Origin of the sequence: Enterobacter sp. PP-008-ECC_S150, assembly GCF_045257065.1 — a bacterium.
In the GTDB taxonomy this organism is placed as follows: Bacteria; Pseudomonadota; Gammaproteobacteria; order Enterobacterales; family Enterobacteriaceae; genus Enterobacter; species Enterobacter chengduensis.
On record NZ_JBJHHG010000001.1, the window covers coordinates 221,697 to 236,830 of the forward strand.

General features: G+C 56.3%; 12 protein-coding genes. 2 read left to right on the plus strand and 10 right to left on the minus strand.

Going from position 1 to position 15,134, the window contains the following annotated elements; translation table 11 throughout:
- Positions 1–27 precede the first annotated feature (27 nt).
- From mglC to ACJBF3_RS01025, 7 genes are all read right to left on the minus strand, one after another.
- Complete coding sequence (gene mglC, locus ACJBF3_RS00995) at positions 28–1,038, minus strand: galactose/methyl galactoside ABC transporter permease MglC (protein ID WP_008500921.1); 1,011 nt, start codon at positions 1,036–1,038, stop codon at positions 28–30.
- Positions 1,039–1,053: 15 nt separating this feature from the next.
- Positions 1,054–2,574 carry a galactose/methyl galactoside ABC transporter ATP-binding protein MglA gene (gene mglA, locus ACJBF3_RS01000; RefSeq protein WP_008500922.1) on the minus strand — a complete coding sequence of 507 codons (1,521 nt, stop codon included), beginning with the start codon at positions 2,572–2,574 and terminating at the stop codon, positions 1,054–1,056.
- Between the two features lie 79 nt (positions 2,575–2,653).
- On the minus strand, positions 2,654–3,652 hold the full coding sequence (gene mglB / locus ACJBF3_RS01005; RefSeq protein WP_014884564.1) for a galactose/glucose ABC transporter substrate-binding protein MglB: 999 nt from the start codon (positions 3,650–3,652) through the stop codon (positions 2,654–2,656).
- Between the two features lie 293 nt (positions 3,653–3,945).
- A complete protein-coding gene (galS, locus tag ACJBF3_RS01010) occupies positions 3,946–4,968 on the minus strand; it encodes an HTH-type transcriptional regulator GalS (protein ID WP_045328027.1) in 1,023 nt (340 codons plus the stop codon).
- A 155-nt stretch (positions 4,969–5,123) separates the two neighbouring features.
- Positions 5,124–6,281 carry a DUF418 domain-containing protein YeiB gene (gene yeiB / locus ACJBF3_RS01015; RefSeq protein ID WP_045328025.1) on the minus strand — a complete coding sequence of 386 codons (1,158 nt, stop codon included), beginning with the start codon at positions 6,279–6,281 and terminating at the stop codon, positions 5,124–5,126.
- Positions 6,282–6,300: 19 nt separating this feature from the next.
- Positions 6,301–6,969, minus strand: coding sequence for a GTP cyclohydrolase I FolE (gene folE, locus ACJBF3_RS01020; RefSeq protein ID WP_045328024.1), 669 nt, complete (start codon positions 6,967–6,969; stop codon positions 6,301–6,303).
- 102 nt (positions 6,970–7,071) lie between these two features.
- Complete coding sequence (locus tag ACJBF3_RS01025; protein WP_045328023.1) at positions 7,072–8,220, minus strand: YbfB/YjiJ family MFS transporter; 1,149 nt, start codon at positions 8,218–8,220, stop codon at positions 7,072–7,074.
- 138 nt (positions 8,221–8,358) lie between these two features.
- Here ACJBF3_RS01025 and fghA point away from each other — a divergent pair, with 138 nt between their 5' ends.
- The gene (fghA, locus tag ACJBF3_RS01030; RefSeq protein WP_045328021.1) at positions 8,359–9,186 is read left to right on the plus strand and encodes an S-formylglutathione hydrolase; all 828 of its coding nucleotides are present in this window, start codon (positions 8,359–8,361) and stop codon (positions 9,184–9,186) included.
- A 99-nt stretch (positions 9,187–9,285) separates the two neighbouring features.
- Here fghA and cirA read toward each other — a convergent pair whose 3' ends face one another.
- The 3 genes from cirA to yieE form a co-directional block, all read right to left on the minus strand.
- Complete coding sequence (gene cirA / locus ACJBF3_RS01035) at positions 9,286–11,256, minus strand: catecholate siderophore receptor CirA (protein WP_045328019.1); 1,971 nt, start codon at positions 11,254–11,256, stop codon at positions 9,286–9,288.
- 224 nt (positions 11,257–11,480) lie between these two features.
- A complete protein-coding gene (locus tag ACJBF3_RS01040) occupies positions 11,481–12,950 on the minus strand; it encodes an amino acid permease (protein WP_045328018.1) in 1,470 nt (489 codons plus the stop codon).
- Between the two features lie 152 nt (positions 12,951–13,102).
- Positions 13,103–13,969 (minus strand): DNA-binding transcriptional regulator YeiE, encoded by an 867-nt coding sequence (yieE, locus tag ACJBF3_RS01045; protein WP_045328016.1) that lies wholly within the window; start codon positions 13,967–13,969, stop codon positions 13,103–13,105.
- A gap of 97 nt (positions 13,970–14,066) precedes the next feature.
- Here yieE and ACJBF3_RS01050 point away from each other — a divergent pair, with 97 nt between their 5' ends.
- On the plus strand, positions 14,067–15,113 hold the full coding sequence (locus ACJBF3_RS01050) for a YeiH family protein (RefSeq protein ID WP_045328015.1): 1,047 nt from the start codon (positions 14,067–14,069) through the stop codon (positions 15,111–15,113).
- Positions 15,114–15,134 lie beyond the last annotated feature (21 nt).

The following is a 15,134-nucleotide window of genomic DNA, read 5'->3' on the forward strand; positions in this document are numbered from 1 at the left end:
AGCGGACCCGGATTTTGCCTGAGATGATTACTTCTTACGGGCGTACTTCAGTGAATCCAGCGCAACGGCGAAGATAATGATGGCGCCCTTGATGATGTACTGCCAGTACGGGTTCACGCCGATGTAGGTCAACCCGTAGTTGATGACGGTGAAGATGATCACACCGGTCACCACGCCGAGCACCGTCCCGACGCCGCCGCTGAAGGAGACGCCGCCCACCACGCAGGCTGCGATCGCATCCAGCTCGTACATGAAACCAAGGTTGTTGGTGGCAGAGCCGATACGGCCCGCTTCCAGCATCCCGCCGAAGGCGTAGAACACGCCGGACAGGGCATAGATGATGAGCAGGTTCAGGGCCACGTTTACGCCGGACACCTTCGCCGCTTCCGGGTTACCGCCGATAGCGAAGATGTTTTTACCAAAGCGGGTTTTGTTCCACAGGATCCAGACGAAGGCCACCGCAATCAGCGCATAGAAAGTGATATACGACAGGCGGAAGCTGCCGAGCGCGATAAACCCTTGGGTAAAGGTCGAGAAGCCGCTGTCAAAGCCAGAAATGGGCGACGCGCCAACGAAGTCGTAGTACAGGGAGTTGATACCGTAAACGATGATCATCGTACCCAGGGTGGTGATAAACGGCGTCACGTTGAGATAAGCGATGATAATACCGTTGATCAGACCAATCACCGCCCCGATGGCGCAGACAATCAGGATCACCACGAAAATCGGCATGGTCGCCATTTCCGGGAAGACCTTGTTGGCGTTTTCCATCGACTGCAGCAGGGTTGCCGCGATAACCGCTGCCAGGCCCACCTGGCGACCGGCAGAAAGGTCCGTCCCCTGTGTCACAATCAGGCCCGCCACGCCCAGCGCGATGATAATACGCACGGAGGACTGGGTCAGAATGTTACTCAGGTTCAGCAGGCTTAAGAACGTAGGGTCCTGGAAAATGATGATTGCCAGCAAGACTAAAAGAACAACGTAAATACCGCCTTCTTTCAGATAAGTGAGAAAACTTTTTTTATTTAACGCACTCATGAGGAGCCCCTGATCTTAAAGGTGCAAAGACGCAAGACGCAAAATTTCGTTTTGCGTTGTCGTTTTGGTGTCAACAATACCGGCGACGAGACCATTGCTCATAACCAGAATACGGTCTGTGATCCCTAACAGTTCCGGCATTTCGGAAGAAATAATAATGATCCCTTTATTCTTTTTCGCCAGCTCGGCAATCAGCTGATAAATTTCAAACTTCGCGCCGACGTCAATCCCGCGGGTCGGTTCATCCAGCATCAGAATTTCTGGCTGGGTCAATAACCAACGGCCAATAATGACTTTTTGCTGGTTACCGCCCGACAGCGAACCAATTTGGGTGCGGTGGCCTGGCGTTTTCACGCGCATGGAGTCAATCACCCATTGGGTATCGCTCTTCATGCGGGAGTTATCCAGCAGCCCGACTTTGTTTTTGTAATTGCGAATGTTAGAAATTAACGAGTTAAAGTTAATATCCAGATAGGCATAAATACCGGTCGAACGACGCTCTTCCGTCACCAGCGCAAAACCATTGTTAATGGCTTCGTTGGCGTTGTGGTTATTGATTTTCTTTCCGTGCAGCGTGATGGTGCCTTCGGCTTTCTCACGGATGCCAAACAGGGTTTCCACGATATCGGTGCGTTTTGCGCCGACCAGACCGGCAATCCCCAGGATTTCACCCTTGTGCAGGTCGAACGAGACATCGCGGATAGACGGCTGGCGCAGCGAGGTCAGGTTACGCACTTCCAGGATCACTTCACCCGGCTTGTTCTCTTTGTCCGGGAAGCGCTGGTTCAGGGAGCGGCCGACCATCATGGCGATGATCTTGTCCATGTCCAGCCCTTCCAGCGGCTGCGTGGCAATCCACTGGCCGTCGCGCAGAATGGTAATCTCATCGCACAGCTGGAAGATCTCTTCCATTTTGTGGGAGATGTACACAATGCCGCAGCCGCGATCTTTAAGCTTACGAATAATGGTAAAAAGGTGATTAACCTCTTTTTCCGTTAATGACGATGTGGGCTCGTCCATAATGACGATTTTCGCGTCATAGGAGAACGCTTTGGCGATTTCGATCATCTGCATCTGGGAGACGGATAATGTTCCCACGCGGGCGCGCGGATCGATATCAATATCCAGCTCGTCGAAAATCGCCTTGGTGTCGCGATACATTTTGTCCTGATCGACAAAGACACCTTTGGTGGGATAACGCCCCAACCACATGTTATCCATGACTGAACGCTGCAGCACCAGGTTTAATTCCTGGTGAACCATCGAGATGCCGTTTTCCAGCGCTTCTTTCGCTGAATGGAAATCGATCTCTTTCCCCTGAAAAAGAATGCTGCCAGAATCTTTTTGATAGATCCCAAAAAGGCATTTTAATAATGTTGATTTACCCGCACCGTTCTCACCCATCAAAGCATGAATAGAGTGAGGACGCACTTTTAAATTAACATTATCGAGTGCCTTAACGCCGGGAAATGACTTGTTGATACCGCTCATTTCCAACAGGTATTCACCGGATGACTGAGTAGTTGTGCTGACCATAATTATACCTTGTTGGCCTCGCATATCGCGTTATAAAAGGGCGCAACGAATTGCGCCCAGTGAAGACATTTCAAATCACTTATTTACCGATAAACTCAGCCAGGTTGGACTGGTCTACGCCCACGTAAGGTACGCGAACGATTTTGTTGTCAATTTTCCAGCTGGTGCCATCTGCCGCGCCTTTGCCATCGGCGAGGTTTTTCGCCAGATCGAAGGTGGCTTTCGCCTGGTTGTTGGCATCGTTCAGCACGGTACCGGCCATCGCGCCGGATTTAACCAGCGCCAGCGCTTCTGGCAGCGCATCGACGCCGAATACCGGAATAGAAGATTTGTTGTGTGCTTTCAGCGCTTCTACCGCGCCCATTGCCATCGCATCGTTGTTGGCGATAACCACTTCGATTTTGTTGGCGTTCGGGCCGGACAGCCACGCGTCCATCTTATCTTTCGCCTGAGCGGTATCCCACATCGCGGTATCTAACGCCAGCTGCTGGGTTTTCAGACCCTTGTCGTTCAGCTCTTTGATGACGTAGGTGGTACGCGCTTCAGCATCCGGGTGGCCTGGTTCGCCTTTCAGCAGCACGAACTGGATCTGACCGTCTTTGTTCAGGTCCCAGTTCGGGTTCGCCGCCCAGTGTTTCGCGATCAGATCGCCCTGAATAATGCCGGACTCTTTGGAGTCGGTACCGACGTAATACGCTTTGTCGTAGCTATCCAGCGCCTTACGGGAAGGTTCTTTGTTGAAGAAGACGATCGGCACGTTCTGGCCGCGCGCTTTTTCAATTACCGTGCCTGCTGCAGCCGGGTCAACCAGGTTGATGGCCAGGGCTTTCACGCCTTTCGCCAGCAGAACGTCGATCTGGTCGTTCTGTTTGGACTGGTCGTTCTGGGAGTCGTTCATCAGCAGCTGAACGTCTGGCGCGGCTTTCGCATCTTTCTCAATCGCTTTACGCACAACAGACATGAAGTTGTCGTCGTATTTATAGATGGTCACACCAATACGGGTATCCGCAGCGTGCGCTGCTGCACCAAAAAGCATGCTTGCCATTACAGCAGACAGGGTCAACACCTTCTTATTCATGGTATCTCCGGTTTTTTATGCAGGGTAGTTCTGGTGAATAACGATCGGCGGGCAGGTGTTAATAAAACGTTACTGACAGCCGAAGTTCACTTATAAAATTTCTTTCTTCCGTGTTCGGTAACGCTCCAGAAATGCGTTTTATTCGTTGTTTGCGGCACATTGGCTATAGTGAAAGTGAATAATCACCGTTACATAGCGTTTCAGCCCCTAAAACGCTGACATCATAGACAGCGCCTTGTTAAGATACTGTGAATTTACTCACAGATTGAAAACGGTTACATCACCTCATGTAATCAGTTAGTGATCGGAACCACAATTTGCCGGGCGGCGACCGAGTGGCGACGCACTAAAGTCGGCATGAAACAATGTGTTGCACCCGGATCCAGCAGCCCTGCCGCCCCCTGTAACGCCAGCTCCGTTGCCAGTTTCGCCATAGAGGCAATGGGGTAGCGCACCGTTGTCAGCTGCGGATCGGTGTAACGCGCAATGGGGATATCATCGAAACCGATGAGTGACAAATGCTGTGGCACCGCAATGCCGTTATCCTTCAGCGCCGTCAGGGCGCCTGCCGCCATGCTGTCGTTATAGGCAAATACCGCAGACAGCTGAAGATTGCGGCCCAGCAGCTCTACCATCGCCGCCTCACCGCCCTGCATGTCCGGCGTGCCGGTCCCTATCCAGCTTTCCGATGGCGTAATACCGTGCTCTTTCAGGGCGTTTTGCCACCCCTCGCGCCGCAGCTCGTCATCTTCGATCCGGTGGCTGGAGGCCAGATAGCCAATCCGCTGGTGCCCGTTGTTGATGAGCATTTTCGTGGCCATCATGGCGCCGCTGACGTTATCAAGCCCGACGCAGCGATGGGCATAGCCGGGAACGATGCGGTTGATCAGCACCATGCCAGGGATCTGCTCCATCAATCCGGTGAGTTCTTCATCGCTCAGGGCTTTTGAATGGACAATCAAGGCGTTACAGCGCTGGCGGATCAGCACTTCGATGGCGTGGCGCTCTTTTTCCGCCTCATGATAGCTATTGCCGATCAGGACATATTTCTGATGCTGCTGGGCGACCATATCGACCGCTTTCACCAGCGCGCCGAAAAAGGCATCTGATACATCCATTACCACCACGCCGATGGTGTCGCTGACCTGCGTCGCAAGCGCCTGGGCGTTGGCATTTGGCCGGTACCCGAGCTGGGTCACAGCCTTCATTACGGTTTCACGGGTTTCAGGGCTAACCAGCGCGCTGTTATTCAGCACGCGTGAGACGGTGGCCACGGAAACGCCCGCCTGGCGGGCGACGTCACGAATGGTGATCATATTCACCATCCTTCAAAGGATTGCAGCAACTCACAGACACCCCCTGTGTTTAGCAAGGTGGCTATTTTGGCAGCGAGAGAAAGGGGACTACGTGAAGAAGCTCACACTCATGAAAACGCTTACATCCGTTTTGTTAATGATTGTGATCCAGATCGTTATCTGGATGTATTCCGCAATGATACCCCTGAAGCATGTGCGGTTAACTGACGCCATACCCACTCCAGCGGCCCCTGGCGGAAATAGCGTAGCCAGAGAATAGAAAACGCCAGGTTAATCACCCAGACCGGAATAACAAACGCCAGCAGCGCGAGGCGGTCGAATTTCATAAACAGGCCAAAGCGATAGAAAAGCGTGGTGCAGATAAGCGTTTGCAGGAGGTAATTACTCAACGCCATGCGGCCCACGCAGGCGATAGCGCTGACAATCCACAGGCGAGAAAGCGTAGGCCAGAAGCCGTAGATCAGCGCCGCGTAGCCGATGGTCTGGAACGGCGCGCTCAGTTCGCGCGGCACCTGGAGCAGGAACGCGCACCAGCGGTAATCCCAGTGGATGTGCCACTGCACAACCACCGCCGGGAGGTTAATCAGCACGCCGAGCAGCACCAGACCGGCGCCGGTGCGGCGATAGTGCCGCAGGCTGAATTCACCTTTCAGCCAGCCGGTGCGCATCAGCGACGCGCCCATCAGCATCATTCCCGCCAGCTGCCAGCCGTATTGCGCGCCCAGCGCAAGGAGGTTATCCCCCAGCATGTCCGCGCGGTTGCTTATCGCTTCCGTACCGCCTTTCAGCTTCCAGAACTGCTCGTACTGCAGGTTAGCCGCATCCGGGATCCAGGCACGGTTTGTCGCCTCGCCGGAGATCGTCCCCAGCAGCAACAGCACTCCAAGCCCCATGACATAGAGCATCACGCCGGTATTAAACAGGCTTTTTACGCTCTGGGCATCGCGAATGAGGCGCCAGCAGATGAGCCCGACTAGCCCATACGCGAGAAGGATATCGCCGTCCCAGAAAAACAGGCCGTGAATAAAGCCGAGAATAACCAGCAGCGTCAGCCGCGACTGGATCCAGCGCGTGCCGCGTTTGAGGAGAAGCTGAAGACCTGCGCCAAACAGCAGGGCAAAAAGCGTGAGGAATTTAACCTGCGCGAAGAGGTCGAGGATAGCCCACGTCCAGGCATCGCGGAGAGTGATGTCGCCATACCAGGCAGGATTGAGATAAGCGGCCTTCGGCAAACCGAAGGCGCTGATATTAAGCAGCAGGATACCGAGAATGGCGACGCCGCGAACAAAATCGAGCGTGACGTTTCGCTCCATGGTCCCTGCCCTGTAAAACTTAATTGTGGTGACGTACGGCGCGCAGGAACTCCTGGCGGGTATTCTGGCTCGATTTAAACAGACCGCCCAGCGAGGTGGTGGTCGTTGCGCTGGTCGCATCACGCACGCCGCGCGCCTTCACGCAGTAGTGAACCGCGTCGATAGAGACGGCCACGTTACTGGTGCCCAGCAGCGTTTGCAGCGCGGTCAGGATTTGCTGCGTCAGACGCTCCTGCACCTGCGGACGCTGAGCGAAGAACTGCACGATGCGGTTGATCTTCGACAGGCCAATCACCGTGTCTTTCGGGATATACGCCACGGTCGCTTTCCCGTCGATGGTCACGAAGTGGTGTTCGCAGGTGCTGGTCAACATGATGTCGCGCACCGTCACCATCTCATCCACCTTCATCTTATTTTCAATGACGGTGATTTTCGGGAAGTTGGCGTAGTCCAGGCCGGAGAAAATTTCGTCGACGTACATTTTCGCGATGCGGTGCGGCGTCTCCATCAGACTGTCGTCACTCAGATCGAGATTCAGCAGCTCCATGATATCGGTCATGTGACCGGCAATCAGACGCTTGCGGGTTTCATTGTCCAAATCCTGCACGGGCGGACGCAGGGGCGTTTCAAGACCGCGCGCGACCAGAGCTTCGTGGACCAGGGCAGCTTCTTTACTGAGTGATGACATTTTGTTCTCCTGCAGGTGTGGCGTCTTTTGCCCTCGTTGTGGCAAAAGTATGCTCTCATTGTGCGTGAGGCGGCGCACATAATCCAGTATTCACGACGATAATTATTGCAATTGCTGTTGCCTTTCAGCGTGACGATTCCAGACCAGGGCTCCCCCGACGAACAGCGCCACGCCCGCCAGCCCCAGCGCGGGCTCCAGGCGGTGGGTAAGCCAGGTTGATAACGCCGAGGTGACCGGACCCACCAGTTGCCCAATCGCATACCCGGTGGTGAGCAGGCCTGCCATATAGCGCGTGTGGTTGGGCGCCAGCTCGCGACCGTATAAAAGAGAGAGCTGCACGGCGCACAAAAAGCCGCCGCCCACCAGCAGCCCGCCCGTCAGCAACCCGCCAATCCCCGGCAGCAGCCAGGCCGCCAGCACGCCTGCCCCCTGCAACCACAGGACGATAGCCAGCCTGCGGTTAGCCGTTGAGGTGTGGCGCAAAAGAATACTCAGCGCAATGCCCACCACGGCGGCGAGGCCAAATATCGGCCAGACGAACTGGGCGAACAGGCTGCCGGGAAAACGCACCGCCGCCATTTGCGACAGGAAGGTCGCCGGGAGGATATAGCCAAACCCCGCCAGGCTGTAGCTCCAGACCAGGCGCTTTAAATCCGCCGTCAGCATCAGCGGCTCCGGCGCGGTGCCGGGGCGATGGAGCTGACCGGATCGCGGCAGATAGCGCGCCACCAGCGCAATCAGCACCAGCGCCAGCACGCCGTAGATTTGCCATGCCGCCCCGGCCGACAGGGATTTCGCATGAATATAGACGGCGAGCAGACCGCTCAGGGCAATGCCCGCCCCCGGCCCGGCAAACACGGCGGCGCTCAGACCCGGTTTACCCAGCTGTCCCAGCCGTTCGTTGGTCCAGGCGGCAATGAGCACCATGGACCAGCCGCTCATGCAGCCGATAACAAAGCGCAGCAGGCCGTGGACGACGGCGTTATCCGCCGCCGCGGAGAGCAGCGTCAGCGCAACCGCGCCGGTGATGCCAAGCCAGAGGCGCGTTTCAACGAAGCGGTGCGCGCGCATCGCATCCCACGCGCCCACCAGATAGCCCAGATAGTTCATCGCCGCCACCAGACCTGCGCTGGTCAGCGTAAGCTGCCCGGCAGCAATCATCAGCGGCACCTGGGGCGTAAAGGCAAATCGCCCTATCCCCATCGCCACCACCAGCACGACAAACCCACTGAGCGCAATACGCAGCGCCATGACCGCTCCAATTGTTAAATAAAAGTAAATTTATGATGCAGCATCTCGCGGTCTGGCGAAAGTGAAAGTTACTCACAGGTCAATGAAAAGGCTGTATTATGGTTTTTATGAATACGCATTCTCATCAAGGAGCCCTGCATGGAACTGCTCGAAGAGCACCGTTGTTTTGAAGGTCGACAGCAGCGCTGGCGGCACGACTCCACCACCCTGAACTGTGCCATGACGTTCAGCATTTTCCTGCCCCCGGCGGAAAATCCACCGGTTCTGTTCTGGCTTTCAGGCCTGACCTGCAATGACGAAAACTTCACCACCAAAGCGGGTGCGCAGCGTATTGCCGCCGAGCTTGGTATTGCTCTGGTGATGCCCGACACCAGCCCGCGCGGGGACGATGTGGCCGACGATGCGGGATACGACCTCGGCAAAGGCGCCGGGTTTTATCTGAATGCCACCGAGCAGCCCTGGGCGCGCCACTACCGCATGTATGACTACATTCGCGACGAGCTGCCCGCGCTGATTCAGTCCGAATTTGCGGTGAGCGAACGCTGCGCCATTAGCGGACATTCCATGGGCGGACACGGGGCGCTGATTCTGGCCCTGAAAAACCCGGGTAAATTTACCAGCGTCTCTGCCTTTGCGCCGATTGTGAACCCCACACAGGTGCCGTGGGGGCAAAAAGCCTTCACACACTATCTGGGTAACGATGAAGCGAAATGGCAGGAATGGGACAGCTGCGCGCTGATGCTGGCGAGCGACTCAGCGAATGCGATCCCGATGCTTATCGATCAGGGCGATGCGGATCAGTTCCTCGCCGGGCAATTACAACCTGCCGTGTTTGCCGAAGCGGCGCGTCAGAAAGAGTGGCCGCTCACGCTGCGGATTCAGCCGGGGTACGACCACAGCTATTACTTCATCGCATCCTTTATTGAGGATCATCTCCGCTTCCATGCGGAGCATTTGTTTGGGTAAGTGCGGCTGATTGCCGGGTGGCGGCTTCGCCTTACCCGGCCTACGTTCGTGGGTTTTGTAGGCCCGGTAAGCGAAGCGCCACCGGGCATTAACGTTACATCAGAACGTATAATCCACGCCCACAAAGTAGCGACGGCCATCTTCCGTGTAGCTGTAATCGTCCCGACTCAGATCTTTGTCCAGCAGGTTCTGCACGCCCGCGCGCAGCTTCACGCTTTTCGTCGTCTGCCACGCGGCACCGGTATTCCAGATGACGTAGCCACCCGGCGTTGGTGCACTGCTGGTCAGCGCGCGTTTCTCACCGGTGTAGTTGCCCTGAACATAGAACGACCAGTCCTGCGTCGCCTTCCAGTCAACGGTTCCGTTGGCGGTATGGAACGGCAGATCGGACAGCGGCTTGTTGCCGCCGTTGCTGATATCACGACCGTCGTTGTAGGTGTAGTTCAGGGTCACCTTCCAGTCGTCCGCCAGCGGGAATTTCAGCTCGGTCTCCACCCCGCGGATCCGCGCCTTGTTAACGTTGTAGTAGCGGAAAATCGGCTCGCCGTCCGCGTTCAGGCCAACGTAGTTAGGGTAGCTCTGCGCCTGGTTCACGTTCGCCGTACGGATGATGCTGATGCGGTCATCAACGTTATTCTGGAAGGTGGTAATACTCGCCTGTACGCCCTCTAACCAGCCCTCTTCCCCGCTGTAGTAAAGACCGAATTCGAAGCTCTCGCTGGTTTCCGGCTTCAGGTCCGGGTTACCCACAATCTCACAGGCGCCGCGACACGAGCCGGTGACCCAGTCCGGGCTCAGCTGGAGCAGTGACGGGGCTTTAAACGCCGTAGCCCAGCCCCCCTTCACCGTGACGGTATCGGTCGCGTTGTAGACCAGATACGCCCTCGGGCTCCAGTGGTCGCCGTAGGTATCATGGTCGTCCATGCGAATGCCGGTGGTCAGCGCCAGAGGTTCAAAGATGCGCCACTCATCCTCAAGGAACAGCGCGTACTGGCTTGTCGACGTACTGCTGCCGGAGCCGCCCGTGAGGTTGACCGGATCTTTTAGCTTATCGTGACGCCATTCGCCGCCGAAGGTCATCAGCTGGTTGATTTCGCCGAGCGGCAGCACGTATTTTCCGTCCACCGCGTTGCTCTCGGAGGTGATCGGATTGCTGTTGCCCGGGTTTTTGTTATCAACCTTTTCGCCGTAAACCTTCAGCTCGCTGCTGCCCACACCCCAGCGGCCGTTGTGGCTAAGGGAGTAGTTCTGACGCTCAAGGCGGTTTTTGTCGAGGGAATCCGAGTCGCGATCCTGGCGGTCGAACCCGTAGCCCGCCGTAAAGTCGTGGTTTTCTGACGGCGTCCATGCGAACTCCACGTTGGCATCGCGGCTGGTAAAGCCCTCAATGCGCGGGGTTTCACCGCTCGCCGTGGTAGAGGACTTCTGCTGACCGTCTTTCTCACGCTTCGCGAGGCTACCGTAGGCTTTCAGCCCCAGCAGGCCGTCCACCAGCGGGCCGCTGGTATAGAACTGACCGTTGTACGTGTCTCCACGGTCGCGATGTTCCTGAATGGTGGAGTCGGCGCTCAGGGTGCCCGTCCATTTCTGACCGATTTTTTTGGTGATGATGTTCACCACGCCGCCGAGCGCATCGGAGCCGTATAGCGAAGACATCGGGCCGCGCACCACCTCGATGCGTTCAATGGCGTCAACCGGCACCCAGTTGAGGTCGAAATCATTATGGCGGAATACCGCGTTACGCGAGTTGACGCGCTTGCCGTCGATCAGGATCAGCGTATAGCTGCTGTCCAGGCCGCGAATGCTTACCCCCTTACGGTTGTCCCCTTCGCTGGTGAGCTGTACGCCCGGCACATCCCGTAACACATCTTTCAGGTTCTGAACGGGTTTGCGCTGCAAATCTTCCTGGGTGATGACGCTGATGCTTGCCGGCGCGTCTTTCAGGTTTTGCTCGGTCGCGGAGGCCGTGACAACCATTGTGTCGCCGGATTCCGCTGCGATAACAGGCAGGGCCAGGGACATTGCGGACGCGCAAAGTCCTCCCCTGACGAAGGGATTCAACCTAAACATTCCATATCTCCATGAGGTAAATACAACTCAATCAAATCATCATTGCTCACGCGTCTTCCTTGCCGCCCACGTCTGCGGTGGGTCGGTGACACGCTTATTTTTGATAACGATAAAGCAAACGATAATTATTATCAATTAAATTGTTAAGAAATATATCTTTGTTTCTGCGGAGCGGGCATAAAAAAACCCGCTCAAACGAGCGGGCTAAAAGAGAGGAAGTGCGGTTATTTTTTAAATCGTTCCGGGAATTCCATTTCACTGTAGCGAACGAAGTGTGTTCCTTTCGTCAGCTTGTAGCCAAACCAGATGACGAGGAACAGCGGAATACCAATGTAGGTTGCCGTGACGGCGCCCCAGTCAATGGTGTCCGCCAGGAACGCTTCATAGTTCTGTCCCAGCGTAATGATCAGGCACAGAATGAAGGCGAAAATGGGACCCAGCGGGAAGAAGCCGGAGCGATACGGCAGCGAGTTAATATCGTGACCCTGCTTGACGAAGCCGCGGCGGAAACGGTAGTGGCTGATGGCAATCCCCAGCCAGGCGATAAAGCCCGTCATCCCGGAGGTGTTCAGCAGCCACAGGTATACCGTCTGGTTGCCAAACATGGAGGTCAGGAAGCACAGACCGGCAATCACCGTTGTGGCGTACAGCGCGTTACGCGGTACGCCGCCGCGGGAGAGTTTGGCGAAGATACGCGGCGCCTTACCGTCGCAGGCCAGCGTGTAGAGCATACGGGTAGAGGCGTACATCCCGGAGTTACCGGCTGACAGGACGGCGGTCAGGATAACGGCGTTCATCACTGCCGCAGCAGAAAGCAGACCGGCGTGCTGGAAGACCAGCGTGAACGGGCTGACGCTAATGTCTTTGACGTCATTACGCAGCAGGCTTGGATCGGTATACGGAATGATCAGGCTGATAATCAGAATCGCAAACACGTAGAACAGCAGGATACGCCAGAAGACCTGACGAACCGCGCGCGGAATGTTTTTCTCCGGGTTTTCTGACTCACCGGCAGCAATGCCAATCAGCTCGGTTCCCTGGAAGGAGAAGCCGACAATCATTGCCACGCCAATCATGGCCGACAGTCCACCGGCAAACGGCGCATCGCCTATTGTCCAGTTGCTCCAGCCCGCAGGTTCTGCGCCTTTGAAAATACCAACGATCATCGCCACACCGACGACGATAAAGATGATGACGGTTGCCACTTTGATCAAAGAGAACCAGTATTCCGCTTCGCCGAAACCGCGCACGGAGATGTAGTTCAGCAGGAAGATGACGGCGAGGAACAGGGCGCTCCAGATCCAGCCCGGCGTATCCGGGAACCACCAGTTCATCACCAGCTGCGCGGCGACGAGGTCAACGGCGATAGTGACCGCCCAGTTGTACCAGTAGTTCCAGCCCAGCGCGAAGCCAAAGCCTTCTTCAACGTATTTTTGCCCGTAGGTCGAGAACGAACCGGATACCGGCATATAGGCCGCCAGTTCGCCGAGACTGGTCATCAGGAAGTACACCATCAGGCCAATCAGAATATAAGAGAATAATGCCCCACCCGGGCCGGCTGCCGAAATCGTTGCACCAGAGGCAACGAAAAGACCTGTACCGATTGAGCCGCCAATGGCGATCATCGTCAGGTGACGCGCCTTGAGTTCACGCCGTAGCGTGGGCGCTTCTGTGGTTTTAATTTCTGAAACCATGTGAAAATGCTGTCCATTCAATAAATGAGGCGCGATTGTAGCAGACGATCGCCGTTCCTTCCGGCAGAAATACCCTGTTATAAGAGAGCTTCATGACGCGGCCAGGATTATAAGTAAAGCATCATTTTTCCCTCTCCCCTTTGGGGAGAGTGTTAAATAGCGCAGTAGCGCAGAAAACGCTGCAGCGAGCTGGACAGGTGTTTCTGACGATGGTGAATACACCACAGCGTGCGCACCAGCTTCGGCAATGGAACCGGGATTTCAACCAGCGACCCGGTCTCAAGCTGTTCGGCAATGACCCGCCGGGAAAGACAGCTGATCCCCAGACCGTGGCGCACCGCGTGCTTGATGGCCTCCGAGTTCCCCAGCTCCATCCCCAGCTGGAAATGCGGCAGATGAGACAGCAGCAGGTAATCGACAATTTCACGCGTGCCGGACCCCTGCTCGCGCAGGATCCACTGCGCCTGCGCCAGGCGCTCCAGCGTCACCTCGCCCTGCAGTAACGACGAGGCCGGGGAGGCAAACACCACCAGCTCATCCTCCAGCCAGGGTTCGGCGATAATATCGACGTTATGGCACGGACCTTCAATAAGGCCGATATCCACGCGGAAATCGATCACCGCGTTGATAACGTCCTGGCTGTTGCCCACGCTCATCTCGAGCGGAAGCGTCGGGAAATCCCGGCGGTAGCGGGCAATCACCTCCGGCAGGATATAGTTCCCGATGGTGCTGCTGGCGTAAACGCGGATCGCGCCGTTGTCTTCACGGAACAGCAGTTCGATTTCGACAGCCTGCTCCAGCAGCGCCAGCGCGCGTGGATAAAGAAGACGACCGTGCTCGTTGACCACCAGACGCTTCCCTACCCTGTCGAAAAGCTGTACGCCCAGCTGCCCTTCAAGATCGGTCAACGCCGCGCTGACCGCAGACTGTGAGAGCGCCAGCATTTGTGACGCCTGGGTCGTCGAGCCGCTTTTCAGCACCTCGGCAAACACTTCCAGCTGACGCAAAGTAATGTGCATGGTTGCTTACCACTTATATAGATTGATTATAAGTATATAATCAATTTTATTTTTAAGCCAGAGCGCCGTAACCTTTAGCCAGACAAAGGAGAAGGTTATGTCAGAAATCACCTTACAACATCATCGTACAGTGTGGCACTTCGTGCCGGGTCTTGCCCTCAGCGCCGCAGTCACCGCCGTCGCGCTATGGGGCGGCAGCATCCCGGCCATCGCAGGCGCAGGTTTCAGCGCCCTGACGCTGGCCATTTTGCTCGGCATGGTCGTGGGTAATACCGTTTACCCGCATATCTGGAAATCCTGCGACGGCGGCGTGATCTTTGCCAAGCAGCACCTGCTGCGTCTCGGGATCATTCTTTACGGCTTCCGCCTCACCTTTTCGCAGATTGCGGACGTGGGCGTGAGCGGGATTGCCATCGACGTCCTGACCCTGACCAGCACCTTTTTGCTGGCCTGCTTTATCGGCCAGAAAATCTTTGGCCTGGATAAGCAAACCAGCTGGCTGATCGGCGCCGGGAGCAGTATCTGCGGCGCAGCGGCGGTGCTGGCAACGGAGCCCGTCGTTAAGGCCGAAGCCAGCAAGGTGACCGTGGCGGTGGCGACGGTCGTGATCTTCGGTACGCTGGCGATTTTCCTCTACCCGGCCATGTATCCGCTGGTGGCCCACTGGTTTAGCCCGGAAGCCTACGGCATCTACATCGGTTCAACCATGCACGAAGTGGCCCAGGTGGTGGCGGCAGGTCACGCCATTAACCCGGAAGCGGAAAACGCGGCGGTGATTGCCAAAATGCTGCGCGTGATGATGCTGGCGCCGTTCCTGATTTTCCTCGCGGCGCGGGTTAAGCAGCTGGCTCCGGCGAACAGCAATCAGAAGAGTAAAATCACCATTCCGTGGTTTGCGATCCTGTTCATCGTGGTTGCGATCTTTAACTCCTTCCATCTGCTGCCTAAAGCGGTGGTGGATATGCTGGTGACGCTGGATACCGTGCTGCTGGCGATGGCTATGGCGGCGCTGGGGGTGACCACGCACGTCAGCGCGCTGAAAAAAGCCGGGGCGAAACCGCTGCTGATGGCGCTGGTGCTCTTCATCTGGCTGATTGTCGGCGGCGGCGCGATTAACCTCGCGGTCCATAGCCTGATGGCATAAACCATCTCGTCCTTCTCCTGC